Here is a 22,279-nt window from a genome sequence, read left to right on the forward strand (position 1 = left end):
TGATGGCTCTCGATCCCGACGCGTTCACGATCCGGCGCGAGACGGTGCGCCACGGTGTCACCCTCGCGTTCGTCCACGAAGGCGCCGGCGGCTATCCGTTGCTGCTCCTCCACGGCTACCCGGAGACGAAGCGGATCTGGTGGCGCAACATCGCGCCGCTCGCCGCCGCGGGCTTCGAGGTCGTCGCGCCCGACCTGCGCGGCCACGGCGACTCCGACCTCGCGACCGACGGCTGCTACGACGTCGCCGCGTTCTCCCTCGACGTGCGCGCGCTGATGCACGACGTGCTCGGTCACGACCGCTACGGCGTGATCGGTGGCGACGTGGGCGGCGTCGTCCTCTACGACCACTCGCTGCGCTACCCGGACAGCGTCGACCGCCAGTGCGTGTTCAACACGCTGGCGCCGCCGCTGCACGAGCTGTACGAGGCTGCGGGCATCCCGCGCGAGGCCCCGCCGCGCGCGACGCGCCCGACCGCGGACTACTTCCGCCGGCAGGCGACCGATCCGGACGGGCTCCTCGCGGAGCTCGACACGCCGCAGCGCCGGCGCGCGTACGTGGCCGACATGTACGGCCACCGGCTGTGGGCCGCGCCCGGCACGTTCACGCCCGACGACGTCGAGTTCATGACGGAGCCGTACGCGGACGCCGACCAGCTGCGCGCGAGCTGGGGCGTCTACGAGAGCTCGACGGGGGCGCGCCCGCTCGCCGACGTGCCGCGCGTCTTCGAGCAGAACCCGACGCCGACGCTCGTTCTCTACGGCACGGAGGACCACGTCGTTCCCCGCACCTTCCCGGACGAGTGTGCGGTCGCGTTCACCGAGTGCATCGGGCCGTTCCACGTCCCGCGCGCGGGCCACTTCCTCCAGTGGGAGGCCGCGACCGTGCTGAACCGCGCGCTCACCTACTTCTTCGCCGACCTTCGCTGACATCACGGCGTCGGCGCGGCGAGCTCGATCGCGCGCGCTACACGGAGCGGCGAGCGCCCGCGGGCCGGGTACCCCGGCCCGCAGCGAGTGCGACCAGAGGCACGCGCTCGACGTCACGGCGCGGCGAGCTCGATCGCGCGCGCCACGCGAAACATGACTGGCTCCGCGAGCGCGTCGGCGAGGACCTGCACGCCGATGGGGAGCCCGTCGGACCCGGTTCCGAACGGCACCGAGACCGCCGGATGGCCGGCGAGGTTCGACGGGATCGTGCACACGTCGTTGAGGTACATCGCGAGCGGGTCGTCGGTCTTCGCGCCGAGCGGGAACGCAGTCGTCGGCGACGTCGGGCCGATCAGCGCGTCGAACCGCTCGTACGCACGCGCGAAGTCGCGGATGATCAGCGTGCGGACGCGCTGCGCCTGCCCGTAGTACGCGTCGTAGTAGCCGGCCGACAGCGCGTACGTGCCGAGCATGATGCGTCGCTTCACCTCGGCCCCGAAGCCGGCGTCGCGCGTCTGCGCGTTCATCGTCGCGACGTCGGGTCCGTCGACGCGCAGCCCGTAGCGCACGCCGTCGTAGCGCGCGAGGTTCGACGAGGCCTCCGCCGGCGCGATGAGGTAGTACGCGGACAGGCCATACACCGCGCTCGGGACCGAGACCCGCTCGACCTTCGCGCCGGCGTCCGTCAGGGCGCCCGCGGCACGCTCCACCGACGAGACGACGTCGCCGTCGACGCCCTGCGCGTCGGTGAGCTCCTCGACGACACCGATGCGCAACCCCTCGACGCCGTCGTCGAGCTCGGGCAGCACCGCGGTCGGCGGCGACGGGATCGACGTGCTGTCGCACGCGTCCGGTCCCCAGATGGCCTCGAGCAGCAGCGCGGCATCGGTGACGCTCGTCGCGAACGGGCCGATCTGGTCGAGGCTCGAGGCGAACGCGATCAACCCGTAGCGGGAGACGCGTCCGTATGTCGGCTTCATCCCGACGACCCCGCACAGCGCGGCGGGCTGGCGGATCGAGCCGCCGGTGTCGGAGCCGAGGCCGAGTGGCGCGAAGCCCGAAGCCACCGCGGCCGCCGACCCACCGCTCGACCCGCCCGGCACACGGGCGGTGTCGTGCGGGTTGCGGGTGGCCCCGAACGCGGAGTTCTCGGTGGAGCTGCCCATGGCGAACTCGTCGAGGTTGGTCTTGCCGATCGGGATGCCGCCCGCGTCCACCACGCGTCGCACGACCGTCGCGTCGTACGGGGGTCGCCACCCCTCGAGGATGCGGGACGAGCACGTCGTCGGGATGCCGCGCGTGCAGAGGTTGTCCTTGAGCGCGACGGGTAGGCCGGCGAGCGGCCCGGGATCGTCGCCGCGTGCGACCGCGGCGTCGACGGCGTCGGCGGCCGCCCGCGCCTCGTCAGCGAGCACGAGGTTGAACGCGTGCACGTCGCCCTCGCGCGCCTCGATCGCGCCCAGGCACTCCTCGACGACGTCGCGCGCGGAGCGCTCCCCGGCGCGGACGGCGGCCGCTATCTCGAGCGCCGACCGGCTCTCGCTCACGGCGCCTCGCCGAGGATGCGCGGGACGCGGAAGCGGTCGTCCTCGCTCGCGGGCGCCATGGCCAGCACGTCGTCGCGCGGCACGCCCGGTCGGGGCTCGTCGGGCCGGAGGACGTTCGCGAGCGGCAGCGGGTGCGCGGTCGGCGGGACGCCGGCGGTGTCGAGCGCGGAGACCTGCGCGGCGTGCTCGAGGATCACCTCGAGCTGCTCCGTCAACCGCTCGACCTCGTCGTCCGTGAGCGCGAGACGCGCGAGACGCGCGACGTGCTCGACGTCGTCACGGGTGATCCTGCTCATCACGCGGAGTCTAGGGACCAGTGTAGGGATCGCCGGCGGAGAGCGGTTCCTCCCACCAGTCGTCCGGCGCGGGCTCCCACTCCGGGTCGGGATAGATGCACGACACCGGGCACGCAGGGACGCACTTGTCGCAGCCGCTGCAGAGCTCCGGGACGATGACGACGTCGACCCCGTGGTTGAAGATCGCGCCGAACTGCGGCGGGCAGTGCCGCAGGCACGCGTCGCAGTTGATGCACTCCGACATCTCGATGCGCAGTGGCGCGTTCTGCCACTTCGGGTTGCGCTCCCGTGCCGCGATGCGCTCCGCGCGCGTCGTCGCCGCCATCTCGGCGAGCGTACTGGCGGGCGCGACGCGTCCTCGACGCTCGAGCGGGCCCGTCGGTACTATCCGGGCCCCGTTTCCACGGCGTGAGGAGGTCCGGGTGGCGGACAAGTACCCCTTCCTGTCGGACGACTGGTTCTCGGCTGTCACGGCGCTCATCGAGCAGCACGACGCGCCCGCCGGTCACCAGAACATCAAGATGAACCTCGTCGTGACGGGAACCCCCTTCGACGCCGACCGGCAGTTCCACATGGGATCCGACGACGGCAAGGCGCTGTTCGGCCAGGGCCACCTCGACGCCGCGGACGTCACGATGACGACCGACTACCAGACCGCGAAGGACGTGTTCGCGTCGGGGAACCCGCAGGCGGGGATGCAGGCGTTCATGGCCGGCAAGGTCAAGGTCCAGGGCGACATGGCCAAGCTGATGGCCGGGGCGGCGGCCGGCGGTGGCGCGGCGGGCGACCCGGAGCTGACGCAGGCGATCATCGCGGTCACCGAGTAAGCGGGATCCGCCCCGCGCCCGTCGCCCCGGCGCAGCGTCAGACGCGACGGCCGAGGACGGCCGACAGCCGGGCGGTCAGCTCGGCGCCGACCTCGACGAGCGCGGGCGGCTCGGAGAACCAGGACGGCTCGGGGACGTCGCTGGGCGGCACCGCGACGAGGGGCCCCGGGCAACGGCGCGGCAGCCGGGCGTACCCGTTCCCCGGTCGCGTGACCGGCGGTCGAACCGTCCCTCCGTGCGCAAGTCGCCGCATGGCTCTCACCTGCCCTCGCCGTCCATGGTCTCGTTCGGAGCCGCTGGGGCACCTCGCCGACCACGCTGCGCGTCCGTCGTCCACCTGTCGTCGGACGGTATGACGCGCTCCGTGGCCGGGCAATAGTGCCATCGACCCATTTACCCGCGGCCTGAGCCCGCCGACACCTGCGCAAACGTGCACAACAGGACAGACGGGTCGGCAAACGGCGCGCGAAGCGTGGTACACCGTGAGTGGAGCGTCACCGGGATCGGTCGTCACGCCGCGTGACGACCGGACGGCTACTTCTTCTTGACCTGCTCCATCAGCTTCGGGACCTGCTCGCTCAACGCGGCGACGGACCAGCGCTCCTGCTGCTCGAGCTTCGCCGTCAACGTCCACGGCTGGAAGTACTGCACGAGACCGCCCTGCACGAGGAAGCACTGGCCGGTCAGCTCGCACCCCTCGGTGGCGAGGTAGGCGACCATCGGCGAGACGTTCGCCGGGTCCCACACGTCGAACTTCGATGCGTCCTCGGGCTCCTTCACCGCGTCGCTGAGACCGGGCGTCTGGAGCGTGAGCCGGGTGCGGGCGGCGGGCGCGATCGTGTTGGAGCGCACGCCGTAGCGGCCCAGCTCCTTCGCGCAGATGTCGCTGAACGCCGCGATGCCCGCCTTGGCCGCCCCGTAGTTCGCCTGACCCGGGTTCCCGAGCAGGCCCGAGGTCGACGACGTGTGGATCAGCGACGCCTTGACCTCCTTGCCCGCCTTGGACTGCTCGCGCCAGTAGACGGCCGCGTGGTGCGTCGGGCAGAAGTGGCCCTTCAGGTGCACGTGGATGACCGCGTCCCACTCCTGCTCGGTCATGTTGACGAGGACGCGGTCGCGCAGGATGCCCGCGTTGTTCACGAGGACGTGCAGCTCGCCGAACGTGTCGACCGCGGTCTGGATCAGTCGCTTGGCGCCGTCGAAGTCGGCGACGTTGTCGACGTTCGCGACGGCCTCGCCCCCCGCGGCCTTGATCTCGTCCACGACCTGCTGCGCGGGCGCGCGGTCGTCACCGGTCCCGTCGATGTTGCCGCCGAGGTCGTTGACGACGACCTTGGCGCCCTCCGACGCGAACAGGAGCGCGTGCTCGCGACCGAGCCCCCGACCTGCACCGGTGATGATCGCCACACGTCCGTCGAGCGCGCCCATGCGCGGCCTCCCAACTCGTGGAACCCAAGGATCGCGGCATCGTAGAACGCGTCTTGACCGTGCGGTCAATCAGCCGCGCGGCGCCGCGCTAGAGCGTGAGCGTGACCGTCGTGCCCGCCGGGACGGGCGTGTTCGCCGGGATGCTCTGCGTCTTCACAGGCTTGCCGGGCTTGTACCCGCGCACGTCCGCGACGAGTCCCTTCGACTGCAGCAGCGCGGCGGCCGCCTCGACGGGCTGACCGACGAGCGGAGGCACGGGCACGAGTTGCGGTCCCTTGCTGACGATCACGGTGACCGTCGAGTCGCGTGGGACCTGCGTGCCGGCCGGCGGGTTGGTGCCGATCACCTGGCCCGCGGGAACCGCGTTGCTGAAGTCGCTGCCCTGGACGGGCTTGAGGTGCTGCGCGCTGATCGCGGCCGCCGCCTGTGCGTAGGTGCCGCTCACCGCGGGCACCGTTCGGAGCGCGGGCCCGTTGCTCACGACCAGGTCGATCTTCGAGCCCGGCGCGACGGCCTGTCCGGCCGGCGGCTGCGTGGAGATCACCGCGCCCTTCGGGATGTTCTCGTCGTTCTGCTGCGTGATCGCGCCCGGCACGAACCCCGCCTTCGTCAGGGTGCTCTGCGCGTCGGCGAGCGGGACGTTCGCCACCTGCGGGACCGGGATCGGCGGTGGGCCCTCGGACACGACGAGGTGGACGCGCCCACCGCGTGAGATCCACGTGCCGGCCGCGGGCGATTGGTCGATCACCGTGCCGGCAGGATCGTCCGAACGCGCCGACGTCGTCGTGAGGCTGACGCCCGCGCTCGACGCGCGCAGCGCGGCATCGGTGCGGCTCATGCCGGTCAGGTTCGGCACCGCGATCCGTCCGCCGCCCGGGCTCGCGCTCGCGACCGCGTACCCCGCGACCACGAGTGCGAGCGCGACGAGGAACCCGACGACGAGCGGCGCGAGCACCGCGGCGCGGTCGCGGCGGGGAGGGATCGAGCGCGGCGCGGGCCCGGCCTGCAGCGCGACGGTGTCCTCCGACGCGTCCTGGTCGAACGGCACGGGTGCCGCGACCCCGACCTGCGTCGGGTTCGGGTCCTCGCCCACCTCGTGGATGCCTGCGAGCGCGAGCGGACCGGGCGGTGGGAGCGCACCAGCCGCGTCGGCGAGCGCGGAGCGCATCGTCGCGGCGTCGGGATAGCGGTCGTCGGGGTCGCGCTGGCCCGCGCGCTCGACGACGGCCGCGAGCGGACCGAGCTCGGGTGGCGCGGTGATGCTCGCCTGCGTGCGGGCGACCAGCGTGCCGATCGTCGTGTCCGCGACGAAGGGCACCTTCCCGGTCACGGACTCGACGAGCACGAGCGCGAGCGCGTACAGGTCCGCGCGCGCGTCGAGCGGTGCGCCCGTCGCCTGCTCCGGCGACGCGTAGCGCGCCGTACCCAGCACCGTGCCCGCCGGTTCGGTCCAGCTCGCCTCGGCGAGCGCGCGCGCGAGCCCGAAGTCCGAGACGCGCACGATGCCGTGCTCATCGAAGAGCAGGTTCGCGGGCTTGACGTCGCGGTGGACGAGCCCACGTGTGTGCGCGTAGTCGAGCGCGCCCGCGACCTGCCGGCCGAGGTGGGCGGCCTGCGCGGGCGTCAGCCGGTGGTCGCGGTCGAGCATGCCGCGCAGGCTGCCGCCCTCGAGCAGCTCGAGCACCATGAACGGCAGCTCGTCCTCGCCCCAGTCGTAGACGGCCATCACGTTCGGGTGGTGCAACGACGCCGCGAGACGGGCCTCGGCGCGGAACCGGCGGAGGAAGCCACTGTCGTCGGCGAGGCCCGCGTGCAGGACCTTCACCGCGACGCGCCGACGCAGGCGGACGTCGTCGGCGACGTACACGCGCCCGCTCGCGCCCGCGCCGATCGGCGCGAGGAGGCGGTAGCGCCCGGCGAGCACACGGCCGACGAGGTCGCTGACGCCACTCGTGGGCGGCATCACATGACTCCCTCGGGCGTGGCCGTCCCGCGCGTCCGCGCACGACCACGCTTCGTCCGCGCTCGCACGGCTCCCTCGGGCGTGGCCGTCCCGCGCGTCCGCGCACGACCACGCTTCGTCCGCATGATCCAACGGTACCGGCCGGGGTCGCGCACCACGGGGCATCGCACCGCCCGACGAGCCGCGCGGTCGCGACCCGCCGCGCGACGACACGTGCGGGTACCGTCGGGCTCGATGACCGAACGTGTCGTGCGGCTCCCACCGCCGAACGCCAACGGCAACGGCCACCACGCGCCACCATCGACGGCGCGGCCGCTGTCGGTCCGCGTCCGACGTCACCCGTGGCGCTTCGCGATCGTCGCGGTGGGCCTGATCGCGGCGGCGAACCTGCTGTGGTTCGCGGGACACAGCGCGGACACGACCGACCGGACGAAGGTGTTGCCGAACGCGGTGTCGAGCGTGCTGCCCGCGAACGGCAGCCTCGTCAGCGTCCAGTCGCCCGTGAGCGTCGACCTGCGCGACGACCTGACCGGCGTGCTCGTCGTCGACGGCGTCGAGATCCCCGAGAACGAGCTGAGCCGCATCCCCGGGCTGGGCGAGCTCAGCTTCCGGCCCGGCAAGGGTCAGGTGTTCGAGCGCCTGGAGCCCGGCGTCCACATCGCGTCGGTCGTCTACTGGCCCCAGGCCAAGCCACGCGCCGACGGCACGAGCACGTTCACGTGGAGCTTCCGCACGGGCTGACGTCCGTCGCGGCGACATCCACCGCGAGGACGGCCGCGCCCTGGACGCGGTCGGCCGCGATCGCCGCGAGCGCGTCGTTGGCCGCTTCGAGCGGGAACGTCTCGAACGAGGTGCGGACGTTCGCCTCGTCCGCGAGCTGCATGAACTCCTCGGCGTCGCGGCGGGTCATGTTCGCGACCGAGCGCACGTTCCGCTCGTGCCACAGCAGGTCGTACGGGAACGACGGGATGTCGCTCATGTGGATCCCCGCGAGCGCGACCGTCCCACCCGGGCGCGTCATGCCGAGCGCGACCGGCACCAGCTCGCCGGCGGGCGCGAACACGACGACGCGGTCCACCGGCTCGGGCGGGACATCGGCAGCGTCGCCGACCCACGACGCGCCGAGCTCGCGCGCGAGCGCGCGGTGTGCCTCGCCGCGGGTCGACACGACCACGTCGCAGCCCCAGTGGTGGAGCACCTGGATGGCCAGGTGCGCGGACGCACCGAACCCCATGAGGGCGACGCGCTCACCGGGCTTCACGTCCGCGCGCCGCAGCGCGCGGTACCCGATGACACCCGCGCACAGGAGCGGCGCGACCTCGAGATCGGGCATCCCGTCGGGGAGACGCACCGCGAAGTCCTCGGGGACGACGATCGCATCCGCGTAGCCGCCGTCGACGGTCCAACCCGTGAACCGCGCGTTCGGGCACAGGTTCTCCTCGCCGCGCCGGCAGTACCCGCACGTGCCGTCGGTGTGGTGCAGCCACGGGACGCCGACACGCGCGCCGATCTCGAGCTTCGTGCAACCGTCACCCCGCGCGTCCACGACGCCGACGACCTGGTGACCCGGGACGACGGGCAGGTGGGGCAGGTCGAGCTCGCCGGCCGTCACGTGCAAGTCGGTGCGGCAGCAGCCGCACGCGTGGACCGCGACCCGGACCTCGCCCGGCCCCGGCTCGGGCCGGGACCGGTCCTCGAGGACGAGCGGGCGCGTCGTGATCGCCGCCGGTGCATGCAGGACCTGCGCGCGCACGACGCCGCGCTCCTCGCGCTACGAGACGACGAACGTCGCGTTGCTGCGGATCGCGGTACCGCCGCCTTCGCGGTCGCAGGACAGCTCCAGGTCGACCCGGCGCTCGCCGTCCTCCTCGTAGCGCCGGACGACCTGGCCGGTGCAGACGAGCGTGTCGCCCGGCCACACCTGCTCCCGGAACTGCACCGAGAACCGCCGGACGTTCTCCGCGCCGAGCCAGTCGGTCGCGTACGTCGCCAGGATCCCGGCCTGCAGCATGCCGACCGAGAACACGGACGGGAAGCCGGCCGAGCGCGCGAACTCCTCGTCGTGATGGATCGGGTTGAAGTCGCCCGACGCGCCCTGGTAGCGCACGAAGTCCGTGCGTGTGAGCGGGCCGAACGTACGCGACTCGCCCTTCGTCCCCTCCGCGAGATCGTCCCAAGCGGCAGCCACGTCACCCCTCCTCTTTCTCGGGCGCGCGCCCGGTCTCGATCGTCGTGGAACGCGACTCCGCGACGAGCGTCCCGTGCTCGTCGCGGAACTCCTGCACCGCGATCACGAACGTCATCGTCCCGCCGCGCTTGCCCTCCTTCTCGTAGATGTCCTCGATGCGCGACTGCGCGGTGAGCTTCGTCCCCGCGCGCGGAGGCGGCCCGTGGAACACGAACTCCTGCCCGCCGTGCAGCACGCGGCGCAGGTCGAGCCCGACCTTCGCGAACACCGACCTCCCCGGGGGCGCCCAGAACGCGGACGTCATCAGGAACGTCGGCTCGCACACGGGCTCCGGGTCCTCGAGGTACGCCGGGTTCTGGGACTTGGTCGCGCGTGCGAACTCGCGGATCTTCCCGCGCTCGACGAGCATCTCGAAGGGCTGGTCCGTCGCCCCGATCGCTTCCTTGTTGGCCACCGGCCGTCTCCCCTGTTCGTCTAGTCGTTGCCGTCGGCGTCGCCGCCCGGACCGTGCTCGAGCAGGTCGCGCAACCCGTCCTCGTCGAGGATCGGCGTGCCGAGCTGCTCTGCCTTCGCGAGCTTCGACCCGGGGTTCTCGCCCACGACGACGTAGCTCGTCTTCTTCGACACGCTCGACGTCACCTTCCCGCCGTGCGCCTCGATCGCTGCTTCGGCCTCCTCGCGGGTGAAGCCGTCGAGACCGCCGGTCAACACGAACGTCATCCCCGCGACCGTCTGCTCGGTGTCACCCGCGCCGGAGCCGCGCTCGGGACCCGTCAGGTTGACGCCCGCCGCGCGCAGCTTGTCGACGACGCGCCGGTTGGGCGGGATCTCGAAGAACCGTCGCACGCTCTGCGCGATGACCGGCCCGACACCTTCGACCGCGGTGATCTCGTCCTCCGACGCGTGCTCGATGCGGTCCAGGTGACCGAGCTCCCGTGCGAGCGCGACCGCCGCGGTCGGTCCGACGTGACGGATCCCGAGAGCGACGAGCACGCGCCACAACGGCTGCTGTCGCGATCGGTCGATCGCGTCGACGAGGAGCTGCGCGGAGCGCTCGCCGATGCGTTCGAGGGGCACCAGCCGCTCGACGGTCAGGTCGTACACGTCGCCGGCGTCCTCGAGGAGGCCGGCGTCGACGAACTGGCGGACGCGCTCCTCGCCGAGACCTTCGATGTCCATCGCGCCACGGCTCGCGAAGTGCACGATGCGTTGCACGCGCTGCGCGGGACAGTCGAAGTTCACGCAGTGGTGGTCCGACTCGCCCTCGAGGCGAACGAGCTCCGTGTGGCAGACCGGGCACTTCTTCGGGAACTTCCACGGACGGGCACCCTTCGGCCGCTTCGCCAGCACGGGGCCGACGACCTCCGGGATCACGTCACCCGCCTTGCGCACGACGACCGTGTCGCCGACGCGCACGTCCTTGCGCGCGACCTCGTCCTCGTTGTGCAGGGTCGCGAGACCGACCGTGGAGCCGCCGACGAAGACGGGTTCGAGCTCGGCGAACGGGGTCGCGCGGCCCGTCCGGCCGATGCTCACCATGATCGCTCGCAGCAGCGTCGTCTTCTCCTCCGGCGGGAACTTGTACGCGATCGCCCAGCGCGGCGCCTTGCTCGTGGCACCGAGCTCCTCCCGCTGGCGCAGATCGTCGACCTTCACGACGACGCCGTCGATCTCGTACGGGAGGTCGTGACGCTGCGCGAGCATCGACTCGCAGAACGCGTACACCTCGTCGAGCGACGCGAGCCGGCGGATGCGGTCGTTGACGGGCAGGCCGAGCCGCGCGATCCACTGCAGCGTCTCGTCGTGGGTCCGCAGCCTTGGCCCACCTTCTTGCGCGCCGAGCTGGTAGCACACGATCGCGAGATCGCGCCCGGCCGTGATCGAGGCGTCCTTCTGGCGCAGCGAGCCGGCGGCCGCGTTGCGCGGGTTCGCGAACAACCGCTCGCCGGCCTCGCCCTGCTTGCGGTTGAGCTCCTCGAAGCTCGCGACCGGCATGTACACCTCGCCACGCACCTCGAGCACGCGCGGCACGTCGCTCCCGCGCAGCTTCGCCGGGATCGACGCGATCGTGGCGACGTTCGCGGTCACGTCCTCACCGACGCGTCCGTCGCCGCGCGTCGCGGCGCGCACGAAGCGACCGCCCTCGTAGAGCAACGAGATCGCGAGCCCGTCCATCTTCGGCTCGCACACGAACGCGATCGGGTCGGTGACGGAGCGCTCGATCCGCTTGCCCCACGCGAGCAGGTCGTCGAGGCTGAACGCGTTGTCGAGGGACAGCATCGGCACGAGGTGCTCGACGGGCGCGAACGCCGCCGTCGCGCCGCTCCCCGGTCGCTGCGTCGGCGAGTCGGGTGTGACGAGGGACGGGTACCGCTCCTCGAGCGCGAGCAGCTCCCCCACGAGCTCGTCGAACTCGGCGTCGCTGATCTCGGGCGCGTCGTCGACGTAGTAGCGGCGCGAGTGGTACTCGATCTGCTCGCGCAGCTCCTCGGCGCGCGCCGCGGCGCCCGCCGGAGCGGCGGCACCCGACGCCTTCGAGCTCGCGCGCGTTGCCATCACTCCGAGGTTACCGAGGGGTAGAGACACTCACCCCGGAGCGAGCTCAGGCCCCGACCGTGAGACGGGCGGCCACGGCGTGATCGTGCACCCGGTGCGCCATCTCGCGGGCGAGCATCAGGAGGTGCGACGCCCGGTCGACGTCGTGATGGGCGAGCCCGCACGCCGGCGTGACGAGGGCCTGGGTCCGGAGCTGGACGGGGTCACAACCCCGCCGGGTGAGCTCGCACCACAGCATGACGAGCGACCGCCACGTCGGCTCGCACGAGTCGCCGACGGGCCGGTCCGTCGGTACGGCGCCCCACGCGACCCAGCCACCGGCCTCGAGATGGCGCCCGATCGCCGACGCGTCGGCAAGGAGGTCGGCACGCACGTCGACGCCGAGGATGCGCGGGCCGGCCTCGAGCGCGAGCAGGTGGGCGGTCTCGCCGCACGCGTGCACGCCGGTCGTGCACGTGGTGGCGGCGAGCGCGCCCGACAGGATGTCGACGGCCGCCTCGTGATCGAGCGGCGGATCATCGTCGCGCCAGACGACGAGCCCGGGTTCGTCGAAGAAGAGGACGAGCGACGTGCCAGGGAGCCGGTCCGCGACGACGTCCTCGAGCGCGGTCGCCCACGCGCGCGCGAGCTGCGCGCCGCGGCGGAACGCGCGGGCGCGCGGCATGCCGGCGTCGAACAGCGCGAGGCCGAGCGTCAACGGGCCGGCCGTCTGCATCTTCACGCGCCGCGGCGGCTGCTTGCTCGCGGCGACCGCGTCGACGAACGCGAGCGTTCCCGCGTGCGCGACGTCGTCGAGCACCGGGCGGATGGGCGCGTCCTGCAACGCGGGATCGACGTGGATCGTGCCGTCGCGCGCGATTCGCACCTCGGGGAGCGCGCGAACGGAGCGCTGGATGACGCCCTCGTCACGCGCGCGGCGCGGCAACTCGGGCGCGGCAGGCAGCGACGGGTGCCGCGCGAGCACGAGCTGCGCCGCAGCGCGCGGATCGGTGTGCGGGAGACTGCCGATGCTCGTCGCGAGACCGGGCGCGAGGCTGTCTCCATCGGGGCCGCTGGGCATGGGAGCCGTAGTATATGGACGGCTCTCGTCGTCCCCGGAGGTCGTACTGGCGCGCGTCGCAACGTCCCGGCATGTCGTTCCGAGCGTGTGGGCCCTGCGCGTGATGTGGCTGATCCTGCCGGTGACCGCGGGACCGGCCGCGGCCGACGCGCTCGACGCGTGGTCGCGCGCGCCGCGGGTTCTCGCGTCCGTGCTGCTGTGGCTGGCATGGGCCGCGGTGCTCGTCGCGGTGCTCGCGCCGCGGCCGGTGGGGTTGACGGCGGCACGGCTCGTCGCGCCGGCATTCGCCGGGCTCGCGATCGCGTGCGCGTGGAGCGCGTCGACCGTTGCAACAGTCGGCGCGATCGTGACCACGGTCGTCGCGATGCTCCTCGTGTGCGCGCCGTCGTTCGGACGGTCGTCGGCCGAGGGCGTCGCGTACGGCGACGAGGCGCGCTTCCCCTTGAAGATCCCGCCCGCGCTGCTCGTGGGCCCGTTGCCGCTCGTCGTCGCGACCGTCGTCGCGGCCGGCGTGACCGGGCCGCTGCTGCTCGCGGACGAACGGCTCGTGCCCGGTGCCGTCGCCACCGTCGTCGGGGTGCCGGTCGCGGCACTCCTGACGCGCGCGTTGCACCGGCTGTCCTCGCGGTGGTGCGTGCTCGTCCCCGCTGGCATCACCCTGGTGGACGGGATGACGCTCGGCGAGGCGGTCCTCTTCCCACGCGAGCGTGTCGCGCGCCTCGAGAGCGCACCGCTCCAACCGCCGGCCGGCGCGCTCGACCTCCGCCTCGGCGCGTCGGTCCGTTCGGTCGGGCTGCGTCTGACCGAGGACGCGCAGCTCCTGACCGCGTCGCGCGGCTGGCGCACGGGCACGAAGGTCACGACGTCGCTGCTGCTCTTCGCGCCCGTCCAGCCCGAGGTGCTGCGCGCCGAGGTGGCGCGTCGTGATCGTCAGCGCAACACCACGTAGACGACGAACGCGCCGTACGAAGCGAGGAACACGAGCCCCTCCGGCCTGCGCAGCCGGCCTGCAACGGCGCCGACGACCGCGACGAGGGCCCAGGCGACGAGCATGGCGACGGCGGGTCCGTGCAGCGCGGTCGAGTCGACGATGCGCAGCGGCCGGACGATCGCAGCCGCGCCGAGCGTCATCGTCGCGTTGTACGCGACGGAGCCCACGACCGCGGCGACCACGGCCTCCGTCGCGCCGCGGCGCGCGGCTGACCACGCGAGCACCACGAGCTCGAACGCGGTGACGAACCCCACCAACGTCAGGCTGAGCTCCGTCTGCGTCGACTCGACGGTCGTGATGCGACGGACCGCCTCGACGAGCAGCGTCGCGCCCGCCGCCATGGCGACTACACCCGCGAGGAGGAGGGCGAGGTCACGTCCGACCCGCGCCGACACGCCGCGGGCCTGTTGCTCGCGCGCGGCGACGAGGTCCTCCGCCTCGCCGAGCGCCGGCGGGGCGCGCTCCGCGAGCCAGACCGCGCCGACATATCCGATGTACAACGCGACGAGCACGGCACCCTCGACGCGACCGACCCGCCCGTCCCAGAGGAAGGCGACGGCCGTGATGCCGGCCGGGATGCCGAGGAACGCGTACCGCCGGACGCGGCGACCGAACGGCAGCGGCGCGACGAGCGCGCCCACGCCCAGCGCGACGAGGCACGCGGCGACGTTGGCGCCGACGACGTCACCGAGGGCGACGGCGGGCGCCTTGCGAACCGCGGCGACGACCGCGGTCGCGAGCTCCTCGGGCTCCGCACCCGCGAGCAGCAACGCGAGGGCGAACGCGCTGACTCCGAGCCGCACCGACGCCGCGCTCAGGTGCTCGGCGAAGCTCTCGGCGCCCCAGACGATCGCACCGACCGCGACGACGAGCGCGACGCCCCAGGCGAGGTCGGTCATGCGCGCCCGTCAGGCTGCGACGCCGCCCGCAACGATCACGTCGCCGTCGTAGAGCGCGACCACCTGCCCGGGCGCGACGCGCGGCTGCGGTACGTCGAAGCGCACCGTCTCGCCGTCGAACGTCGCGCGAACCGGCGTTCCGTGCGCGCGCACCTGCGCGTCGACGCGCGACACCGGCGAGTGCACCACGACGTCCCGAAGGTGGACCTCGTCGCGCAGCAGCTCGGCGCGCCGGCCGATCGTGACCGTCGCGGTCGCCGCGTCGACGCCGACGACGTAGCGACGCTCACCCACCGCGACCCCGAGGCCGCGCCGTTGCCCCACGGTGAACGCGCCGATCCCGTCGTGCGTGCCGACGACGCGGCCGTCGGCGTCCACGATCGGGCCCGGTACGGGCGCCGAGCGGGCGGCGATGAACGTCGCGCGGTCGTTGCGCCTCACGAAGCAGACGTCCATGCTGTCGGGCTTCTCGGCGGTCCGCAGGCCGAGCCGTCGCGCGTGCGCGCGCACGGTCGGCTTGTCGATCTCGCCCACCGGCAGCACGACGCGGTCGAGCACCGGCCCGTCGAGCATGTAGAGCACGTACGACTGGTCCTTGGCGGCGTCCGCGCCACGTGCGACGCGCCGGCCGAGCGGCGTGTCGACGACCCGTGCGTGGTGGCCGGTGGCCAGCGCGTCGCAGTCGAGCGCGACGGCGCGCGCGAGCAGCGCGCCGAACTTGACGACGCGGTTGCACTCGACGCACGGGTTCGGGGTCTGCCCGCGCGCGTACCCGTCGACGTACGGATCGACGACGCCGCGCTCGAAGTCGTCGGTGAGGTCGAGCACGTAGTGCGGCACGTCGAGCTGCGCCGCGACGCGACGGGCGTCCTCGACGTCGCTCACGCTGCAGCACCCGGAGTCGCTCGGCCCGCCCCAGAGCTTCAGGGTCACGCCGACGACGTCGTGACCCTCCTCCTGCAGCAGCGCGGCCGCGACGGACGAGTCGACGCCCCCGCTCATCGCGACCATCACCCGGCTCACGTTGCGATCCCGACGCCGCGGAGGCGTGTCACCGCGTCCGGCACGACCGCCAGCGCGTGGTCGACGTCGTCGATGGTCGACGACCACCCGAGCGTGAACCGGATCGACCCCCGCGCGGCGGCACGGTCGAGCCCCATCGCGAGCAGCACGTGCGACGGCTCCAACGCGCCCGACGAGCACGACGACCCCGCCGAGGCACACACCCCGAGCGTGTCGAGGAGGACGAGGAGCGTCTGCCCGTCGACGTCCGGGAAGCCGACGTTCGCGTTGCCCGCGACGCGCGCGCCGACGTCGCGCGCGCCGTTGCACCACGATCCCGGGCACGACGCGAGCAACCCGTCGAGCAGGCGGTCGCGCAGCGCCGCGACACGCGTCGCTTCCTGCACGACGTCACGCTGCGCGAGCTCGAGCGCGGTCGCGAGACCGACCGCGCCCGCGACGTCGACGGTCCCCGACCGCAGGCCGCGCTCCTGCCCGCCGCCGTCGATCTCGGGCTCGACGCGGGTACCGTCGCGCGCGGTCAGCGCGCCCGTACCCTTCGGACCACCGAGCTTGTGCGCGGACACGCTGACGAGGTGCGCACCCGCAGTCGCGCGCCGGAGGTCGAGCCATGCCCCGGCCTGCACCGCGTCGGTGTGGAGCACCGCCTGGGGCGCGCGCTCGCGAAGCAGCGCGGCGACCTCGTCGATCGGCTGGATGGTGCCGACCTCGTTGTTGACCGTCATCACCGACACCACCGACGTGCGGTCGTCGAGCGTGTCGGCCAACGCAGCCAGGTCCACGGAGCCGTCACGCGTGACCGGCGCGTGCGTGACCCGGAAGCCGTCGCGCGCGAGCCGATCGGCGGCACGCAGGACGGCCTTGTGCTCGAACGCCGTGACGACGACCCGATCGAGCGCCCGATTCGCGTCCCGCGAGGCGCGTGCCGCACCCTTCAGCGCGAGGTTGTCGCCCTCCGTGCCGCCGCTCGTGAACACGACCTCGCCCGGCCGGGCACCGATCGCGACGGCCACCCGCTCGCGCGCCTCCTCGAGGGCGCGCTTCGCCGCCCGCGCGACGCCGTGCATCCCGGAGGGGTTGCCGTGGACGTCCGTGAGGTACGGCGTCATCGCGGCGAGGACCTCGGGTCGCATGGGCGTCGTCGCGGCGTGGTCGAGATACGTCGCGGGGCGCGCCTCCATCGGGCGACGAGTGTACGAGGGACCCGCCGCGGCGAACCGCGGTTGCGAGGACCCGGCCGCCGCGAAGGCCCTGGTCACGCCGACGATGCACCGCTCGAGAGCTGCCCGCTGCTGCGCTCGCCCGCGTTGAGTGTCACACCCCGCGCCGATACTCGGGCCATGAGCAACCAACTGCGTCTCCTCGAAGGCGGCGACACCCGGCCGTGGCACCTCGACCCGCAGACGCGGCGAGCCGGCCGGCGGGGCGTCGCGGCCGCCCGGCTCGCGCTCCAGCGGGCGCGCGTCCCCGAGCCCGCGAAGACGCTCCGGCGCGCCGGATGACCGACCGGCGACCGTCTCGCGCCGCGCGGCTACCGGGTCGGCTGGTAGACGCCGAACTCGTCGCGCAGCACGTCGCTCACCTCGCCGAGCGTCGCGTAGCGCGCGAGGGCCTCGCGCATCGGGTGGAGCAGGTTCTGCGTGCCGCGCGCCGCGCTGCGCACGTCCTCGAGCGCGGCCTTCACCGCCGCCGCGTCACGACGCGCCCGCACCGCGGCGACGGCCGCCGCCTGCCTGCGCTCGAGCTCGGGGTCGATCGGGAACACCTCGGGCTCGCCCTGCTCCGGGTCGGCGTAGCGGTTCACGCCGACGATCACCTTCCGCCCCTCGTCGACGCCCTTCGCCCACTCGAACGCGGCCTGCTCGATCTCGTCCTGCATGAAGCCGGCCTCGATCGCCGCGACCGCGCCGCCCAGCTCGTCGACCCGCTCGATGTAGCGCCACGCAGCCGCCTCGACCTCGTCGGTGAGCGACTCCACGAAGTACGAGCCCGCGAGCGGGTCGACGGTGTCGGTCACGCCCGACTCGTTGGCGATGATCTGCTGCGTCCGCAGCGCGATCTTGGCGGCCTTCTCCGTCGGCAACCCCAGCGCCTCGTCGAAGCCGTTCGTGTGCAGCGACTGGGTGCCGCCGAGCACGGCGGCGAGCGCCTGCAGCGACACGCGCACGACGTTGTTCTCGGGTTGCTGCGCGGTGAGCGTCGATCCGCCCGTCTGCGTGTGGAAGCGCAACAGCTTCGAGCGCTCGTTCTTCGCGCCGAACCGCTCGCCCATGATCCGATACCACATGCGCCGCGCGGCCCGGAACTTCGCGACCTCCTCGAAGAAGTTGTTGTGGCCGTTCCAGAAGAACGACAGGCGCGGCGCGAACTCGTCGACGTCGAGACCGGCGTCGATCGCGGCCTGCACGTACGCGATCGCGTTCGACAGCGTGAACGCGATCTCCTGGACCGCCGTCGAGCCCGCCTCGCGGATGTGGTACCCGGAGATCGAGATCGTGTTCCACTTCGGGATGCGCTCGCGGCAGTACGCGAACAGATCCGTGATGATCCGCATCGACGGCCGCGGCGGGTAGATGTAGGTACCCCGGGCCACGTACTCCTTCAGGAGGTCGTTCTGGACCGTGCCGCCGATCGCGGTCGACGGCACACCCTGCTTCTCCGCGACGAGCTCGTACAGCAGGAGGAGGATCGCGGCGGTCGCGTTGATCGTCATCGACGTCGTGACGCGATCGAGCGGGAGACCCGCGAGCAGGATCTCCATGTCCTCGAGCGAGTCGATCGCGACGCCGACCTTGCCGACCTCGCCCTCGGCGCGGGGATGGTCGGAGTCGTAGCCCATCTGGGTCGGCAGGTCGAAGGCGCACGAGAGGCCGGTCTGGCCGGCCCCGAGCAGGTAGTGGAACCGCTCGTTGGTCTCCTTCGCGGTGCCGAAGCCCGAGTACTGGCGCATCGTCCACGGGCGGGACCGGTACATCTCCTTGTAGACGCCGCGGGTGTAGGGCGGCTCGCCCGGGAGGCCGAGCCTCTCCCCGGGATCGAACGCCGCCAGGTCGTCGGCGGTGTACACGGGTCGGATCTCGATCCCTGAGTCGGTGTGCCGCTCGTCCTCGCTCGCCGCGTGGTGCTCGCTCATGACCTCCATCTTCCCCCGCCGCCCACCCGGCGCGCGAGCCCGGGTGCCCCGGTGGCCGTCCCGAAACCCGGCACTTCACTCGAAACCCTCAACGGGGTGGGTGCACGTGCCGATCGGCAATCGTGGAACCGACGCAGCCGGCCACGACCCCCGAACCGGGGGGTGACGGTGACCGCGCGTCCGCGCGGCGACCGCCGGACTGCGTCTCCCAACCGGCCGGGACCCGCGTCCGACGGGTCGCCGGCAAGCGAACGGGCCGCCGGCGCGGAGCCCGCGAGGTCGCGCCCGTCCCGGAGTCGGCCCGCCTCGGGGTGCCCTCGTCGCGGGTCGAGCCCGCGGCGGCGCGGACGGTCGGCCCGCGGTGGCTGCGGTCGCGCTGGACCGCCTGGATCCTGCTCGCCGCCTGCGTCGGGCTCACGTTCGCCGTGTGGGGTCACTCCCTCGCGGATCGCGACGCGTCACAGCGCCGCCGCGACCGCGAGCACCAAGCCGAGCTGACCGACGCGCTGACGACGCAGCTCGGGCACGTGCGCTCCGCGCTCGCCGGGGCGCACGCGTGGTTCGACGCAGGGACGGGCGCGTCGGGCTCGAGCCTGGCGTCGTACACCGCGGTCGTGAACCTCATGCAGCGCGAGCCGGGCGTGCTCGGCATCGGGTTCGTCCAGGCCGGCCCGGGCGGACGGATGACGGTCACGAACGCCGAGCCGGCGGTCCTCGCCGACACGATCGACGGGGTCGACGTGGGCGCGGTGCCGGGTGCGACGGCCGCGCTCGACCACGCGCGTGATCTCGGTGACGTCACGTTCAGCGACTCGTACACGTTCGACGCCAACGCGAAGGTACGCATCGGATCGGGCGGCGGCGCGTTCGCCGCGATCGCGCCGGTCTACACGTCGCCGACGGTCCCCGCGGAGCTGCCGGCCCGTCGCGCCGAGCTGCGCGGATGGGCAATCGCGGTCGTCGACGCGCAGGCCTTCCTGCAGAGCGTCGTCGCGCGCACACCGGGGTTCGAGCGGGTGGCGCTGTACGACGGCGCGACGACCAGCGCGGCGAAGGCGATGGCCCACGTGCCGACGGCGAAGCTCGCCAACGAACGGCCCGCGCCGACACGCACGATGCGCGTCACGACCGTGGACGGGCACACGTGGACGGTCCAGTACCGCGCGTTCTTCGACACCGAGGATCCGGAGGTCGCGTCGACGCGCGCGCTCCTGCTCTACGCCGGGCTGGCGCTGAGCTTCCTCGTGTTCGTCATCGCACAGATCGTTCGCCGTTCCGAGACGCGCGCGCAGCGACTGGTCAACGAAGCAACCGAGTCGCTGCGGGCCAGCGAGGCGTGGTTCCAGGCGATCGTCCAGAGCTCGAGCGACATCTTCTTCGTCGTCGACGACGACGGTGTCATCCGGTACGCGAGCCCGGCGTTCGAGTGGATGCTCGGATACCCGCGTCACGCCGCGGTCGGTTGGAACATCACCACGCTGGTCCACCCCGACGACCGTGAGCGGGCGATCGAGGCGTTCGCGCAGTTCGCCGAGGGCCGGCTGAACGAGCCGTGCCGATGCCGCGCCGGTCGCGCTGACGGCACGTGGGTCGACGTCGAGGCCGTCGCGAGCAACCTGACGCGGAACCCCGCGATCGGCGGCCACGTGATCTCCGTGCGGGACGTCACGGAGCGCCGGAAGGCCGCGACCGCGCTCGCCGAGGCGCAGGAGCTGTTCCGGATCGCGTTCGAGGAGGCACCGATCGGGATGTGCATCACCGACGTCGAGGGCGTCGTGATGCGGGCCAACCATTCCCTCGGTCGCATCCTCGGCTACACGCCCGAGGCACTCGTCGGCGTCCGCATGGCCGACCTCACGCACCCCGACGACGTCGCGATGAGCCAGGCCGAGCTCGCGCGGCTGAAGGAGACCGGCGTCGAGGGCTACCGGATCGAGAAGCGCTACATCCACCGCGACGGGCGCACCGTCTGGACGTCACTCAGCGTGTCGCTCGTGCGCGACGCGGACGGCAACCCGCTGTACACCGTCGGCCAGACCGAGGACATCACCGAGCGGAAGGCGATCGCGGACCGGCTCGCGCACGCGGCGATCCACGACCCGCTAACCGGGCTGCCGAACCGCGTGCTGTTCATGGACCGTCTCCAGCACGCGCTCACGCGCGCCGAGCGCAGAGGTACGCGCGTCGGTGTCGTGTTCCTCGACCTGGACCGCTTCAAGCTCGTCAACGACAGCCTCGGTCACACGGCGGGCGACCGGCTCCTCGTCGCCGTCGCCGACCGGCTCCGCGGCGCGCTCCGGCCGAGCGACACGGTCGCGCGCTTCGGCGGGGACGAGTTCGTCGTGCTGTGCGACGACGTCCTCGGCGAGGACGCGACCGTCGAGATCGCGTCGCGCATGGCGCACGCGGTCGCCCGCCCCGTCCTGCTCCCGGAGGGCGAGGTGTTCGTGACCGCGAGCATCGGCGTCGCCGTCTCCGGTCGTCCCGGCGACAGCGCGGACAACCTGCTGCGCGACGCGGACACCGCGATGTACCGCGCGAAGGACCAGGGCCGGGCGCGCACGGAGGTGTTCGACGAGCGCACGCACGACCGTGCCGTCCATCACCTGCGCACCGGCAACGACCTGCACCGCGCGCTGCAGCGCGGCGAGTTCGAGGTGCACTACCAGCCCGTCGTCGACCTCGAGACGGGACGCGTGTCGGGCTTCGAGGCCCTCGTCCGCTGGCAGCACCCGACGCGGGGGCTCGTCCACCCGGGCGACTTCATCTCGCTCGCAGAGGAGACCGGCCTGATCGTGCCGCTCGGCGCGTGGGTGCTCGAGGAGGCGTGCCGCCAGGTCGTCGAGTGGCAGCACCACCGGCCCGCAGGCGCGCGCCCGTTGACGATCAGCGTGAACCTCTCGCCGCGCCAGCTCGCCGAGCCCACGTTGCACGACGAGGTGACGCGCATCCTCGCCGAGACCGGCATCGACCCCGACGCGGTGTGGCTCGAGATCACCGAGAGCACACTGATGCACGACGCCGAGTCGGCCGTGTCGACGCTGCGCGCGCTGCGTCTTCTCGGCGTCCACCTCAGCGTCGACGACTTCGGCACGGGCTACTCGTCGCTCAGCTACCTCAAGCGCTTCCCGGTGGAGGCGCTGAAGGTCGACCGCAGCTTCGTCGACGGGCTGGGCCACGAGCCGGGTGACTCCGCGATCGTCACCGCGGTCGTCACCATGGCCCATGCGCTCGGCCTGCGCGCGGTGGCCGAGGGTCTGGAGACGCCGGTGCAGCTCGGCGAGCTCCGCACGCTGGGCTGCGACATGGCGCAGGGCTTCCTGTTCGGGGTGCCGCGTTCGGCCGCGGACCTCGGCGACCATCCCGCCGACGACCTCAGCACGTGGCAACTGGCCGACGCGCAGGACGCCCACGGCGGCGAACGCCGCGCCGGCTGATC

General features: G+C 72.9%; 20 protein-coding genes. 6 read left to right on the top strand and 14 right to left on the bottom strand.

Translation table 11 applies throughout. The features are described from left to right. Positions 1–2: 2 nt before the first annotated feature. Entirely contained in the window at positions 3–929 is a 927-nt protein-coding gene (locus VFC33_08040) for an alpha/beta hydrolase (protein ID HZR13184.1), read from the top strand. Between the two features lie 113 nt (positions 930–1,042). Here the strand turns inward: VFC33_08040 and gatA are convergent, their stop codons facing one another. The 3 genes from gatA to VFC33_08055 are packed head-to-tail and all read right to left on the bottom strand — an operon-like array spanning position 1,043 to position 3,097. Continuing rightward, on the bottom strand, positions 1,043–2,476 hold the full coding sequence (gatA, locus tag VFC33_08045) for an Asp-tRNA(Asn)/Glu-tRNA(Gln) amidotransferase subunit GatA (protein HZR13185.1): 1,434 nt from the start codon (positions 2,474–2,476) through the stop codon (positions 1,043–1,045). Next, positions 2,473–2,772 (bottom strand): Asp-tRNA(Asn)/Glu-tRNA(Gln) amidotransferase subunit GatC, encoded by a 300-nt coding sequence (gene gatC / locus VFC33_08050; protein ID HZR13186.1) that lies wholly within the window; start codon positions 2,770–2,772, stop codon positions 2,473–2,475. The genes gatA and gatC overlap by 4 nt, the downstream gene beginning before the upstream one ends. Positions 2,773–2,782: 10 nt before the next feature. After that, positions 2,783–3,097 (bottom strand): 4Fe-4S dicluster domain-containing protein, encoded by a 315-nt coding sequence (locus VFC33_08055; protein HZR13187.1) that lies wholly within the window; start codon positions 3,095–3,097, stop codon positions 2,783–2,785. Between the two features lie 97 nt (positions 3,098–3,194). Between VFC33_08055 and VFC33_08060 the strand changes: the two genes are divergently transcribed. Further along, positions 3,195–3,599 carry an SCP2 sterol-binding domain-containing protein gene (locus VFC33_08060; GenBank protein HZR13188.1) on the top strand — a complete coding sequence of 135 codons (405 nt, stop codon included), beginning with the start codon at positions 3,195–3,197 and terminating at the stop codon, positions 3,597–3,599. 534 nt (positions 3,600–4,133) lie between these two features. Here VFC33_08060 and VFC33_08065 read toward each other — a convergent pair. Together VFC33_08065 and VFC33_08070 are read right to left on the bottom strand one after the other, a co-directional pair. Further along, on the bottom strand, positions 4,134–5,027 hold the full coding sequence (locus tag VFC33_08065; GenBank protein ID HZR13189.1) for an SDR family oxidoreductase: 894 nt from the start codon (positions 5,025–5,027) through the stop codon (positions 4,134–4,136). Between the two features lie 88 nt (positions 5,028–5,115). Beyond that, entirely contained in the window at positions 5,116–6,990 is a 1,875-nt protein-coding gene (locus VFC33_08070; protein ID HZR13190.1) for a PASTA domain-containing protein, read from the bottom strand. Between the two features lie 234 nt (positions 6,991–7,224). Here VFC33_08070 and VFC33_08075 point away from each other — a divergent pair, with 234 nt between their 5' ends. Beyond that, a complete protein-coding gene (locus tag VFC33_08075; protein ID HZR13191.1) occupies positions 7,225–7,731 on the top strand; it encodes a hypothetical protein in 507 nt (168 codons plus the stop codon). Here VFC33_08075 and VFC33_08080 read toward each other — a convergent pair. From VFC33_08080 to VFC33_08100, 5 genes are read right to left on the bottom strand one after another with little or no spacing between them, the layout of a single operon-like run. Beyond that, positions 7,706–8,743 (bottom strand): zinc-dependent alcohol dehydrogenase family protein, encoded by a 1,038-nt coding sequence (locus tag VFC33_08080; GenBank protein ID HZR13192.1) that lies wholly within the window; start codon positions 8,741–8,743, stop codon positions 7,706–7,708. The genes VFC33_08075 and VFC33_08080 overlap by 26 nt on opposite strands. Positions 8,744–8,761: 18 nt before the next feature. Then, the gene (locus tag VFC33_08085) at positions 8,762–9,178 is read right to left on the bottom strand and encodes a MaoC/PaaZ C-terminal domain-containing protein (protein ID HZR13193.1); all 417 of its coding nucleotides are present in this window, start codon (positions 9,176–9,178) and stop codon (positions 8,762–8,764) included. 1 nt (position 9,179) lies between these two features. After that, complete coding sequence (locus VFC33_08090; GenBank protein HZR13194.1) at positions 9,180–9,632, bottom strand: MaoC family dehydratase N-terminal domain-containing protein; 453 nt, start codon at positions 9,630–9,632, stop codon at positions 9,180–9,182. A 20-nt stretch (positions 9,633–9,652) separates the two neighbouring features. After that, positions 9,653–11,734 (bottom strand): NAD-dependent DNA ligase LigA, encoded by a 2,082-nt coding sequence (gene ligA / locus VFC33_08095; protein HZR13195.1) that lies wholly within the window; start codon positions 11,732–11,734, stop codon positions 9,653–9,655. Between the two features lie 46 nt (positions 11,735–11,780). After that, a complete protein-coding gene (locus tag VFC33_08100; GenBank protein ID HZR13196.1) occupies positions 11,781–12,794 on the bottom strand; it encodes a hypothetical protein in 1,014 nt (337 codons plus the stop codon). 100 nt (positions 12,795–12,894) lie between these two features. Between VFC33_08100 and VFC33_08105 the strand changes: the two genes are divergently transcribed. Next, positions 12,895–13,743: a hypothetical protein gene (locus tag VFC33_08105; protein ID HZR13197.1), complete on the top strand. Its 849-nt coding sequence runs from the start codon at positions 12,895–12,897 to the stop codon at positions 13,741–13,743. Here the strand turns inward: VFC33_08105 and VFC33_08110 are convergent. The 3 genes from VFC33_08110 to VFC33_08120 are packed head-to-tail and all read right to left on the bottom strand — an operon-like array spanning position 13,725 to position 16,888. After that, positions 13,725–14,684: a sodium:calcium antiporter gene (locus VFC33_08110; protein ID HZR13198.1), complete on the bottom strand. Its 960-nt coding sequence runs from the start codon at positions 14,682–14,684 to the stop codon at positions 13,725–13,727. The genes VFC33_08105 and VFC33_08110 overlap by 19 nt on opposite strands. Positions 14,685–14,693: 9 nt before the next feature. Further along, positions 14,694–15,707, bottom strand: coding sequence for a tRNA 2-thiouridine(34) synthase MnmA (mnmA, locus tag VFC33_08115; protein HZR13199.1), 1,014 nt, complete (start codon positions 15,705–15,707; stop codon positions 14,694–14,696). Further along, positions 15,704–16,888, bottom strand: a complete 1,185-nt coding sequence (locus VFC33_08120; protein ID HZR13200.1) for a cysteine desulfurase family protein — start codon at positions 16,886–16,888, stop codon at positions 15,704–15,706. The genes mnmA and VFC33_08120 overlap by 4 nt, the downstream gene beginning before the upstream one ends. A gap of 159 nt (positions 16,889–17,047) precedes the next feature. Here VFC33_08120 and VFC33_08125 point away from each other — a divergent pair, with 159 nt between their 5' ends. Continuing rightward, positions 17,048–17,209: a hypothetical protein gene (locus VFC33_08125; protein HZR13201.1), complete on the top strand. Its 162-nt coding sequence runs from the start codon at positions 17,048–17,050 to the stop codon at positions 17,207–17,209. 29 nt (positions 17,210–17,238) lie between these two features. Here the strand turns inward: VFC33_08125 and VFC33_08130 are convergent, their stop codons facing one another. Beyond that, complete coding sequence (locus tag VFC33_08130; GenBank protein HZR13202.1) at positions 17,239–18,840, bottom strand: methylmalonyl-CoA mutase family protein; 1,602 nt, start codon at positions 18,838–18,840, stop codon at positions 17,239–17,241. Between the two features lie 311 nt (positions 18,841–19,151). On the opposite strand from VFC33_08130, the gene VFC33_08135 reads away from it, so the two are divergent. Then, entirely contained in the window at positions 19,152–22,277 is a 3,126-nt protein-coding gene (locus tag VFC33_08135; GenBank protein HZR13203.1) for an EAL domain-containing protein, read from the top strand. The last annotated feature ends 2 nt before the right edge of the window (positions 22,278–22,279 follow it).

This window comes from Acidimicrobiia bacterium (assembly GCA_035651955.1).
Classification (GTDB): Bacteria; Actinomycetota; Acidimicrobiia; order IMCC26256; family JAMXLJ01; genus JAMXLJ01.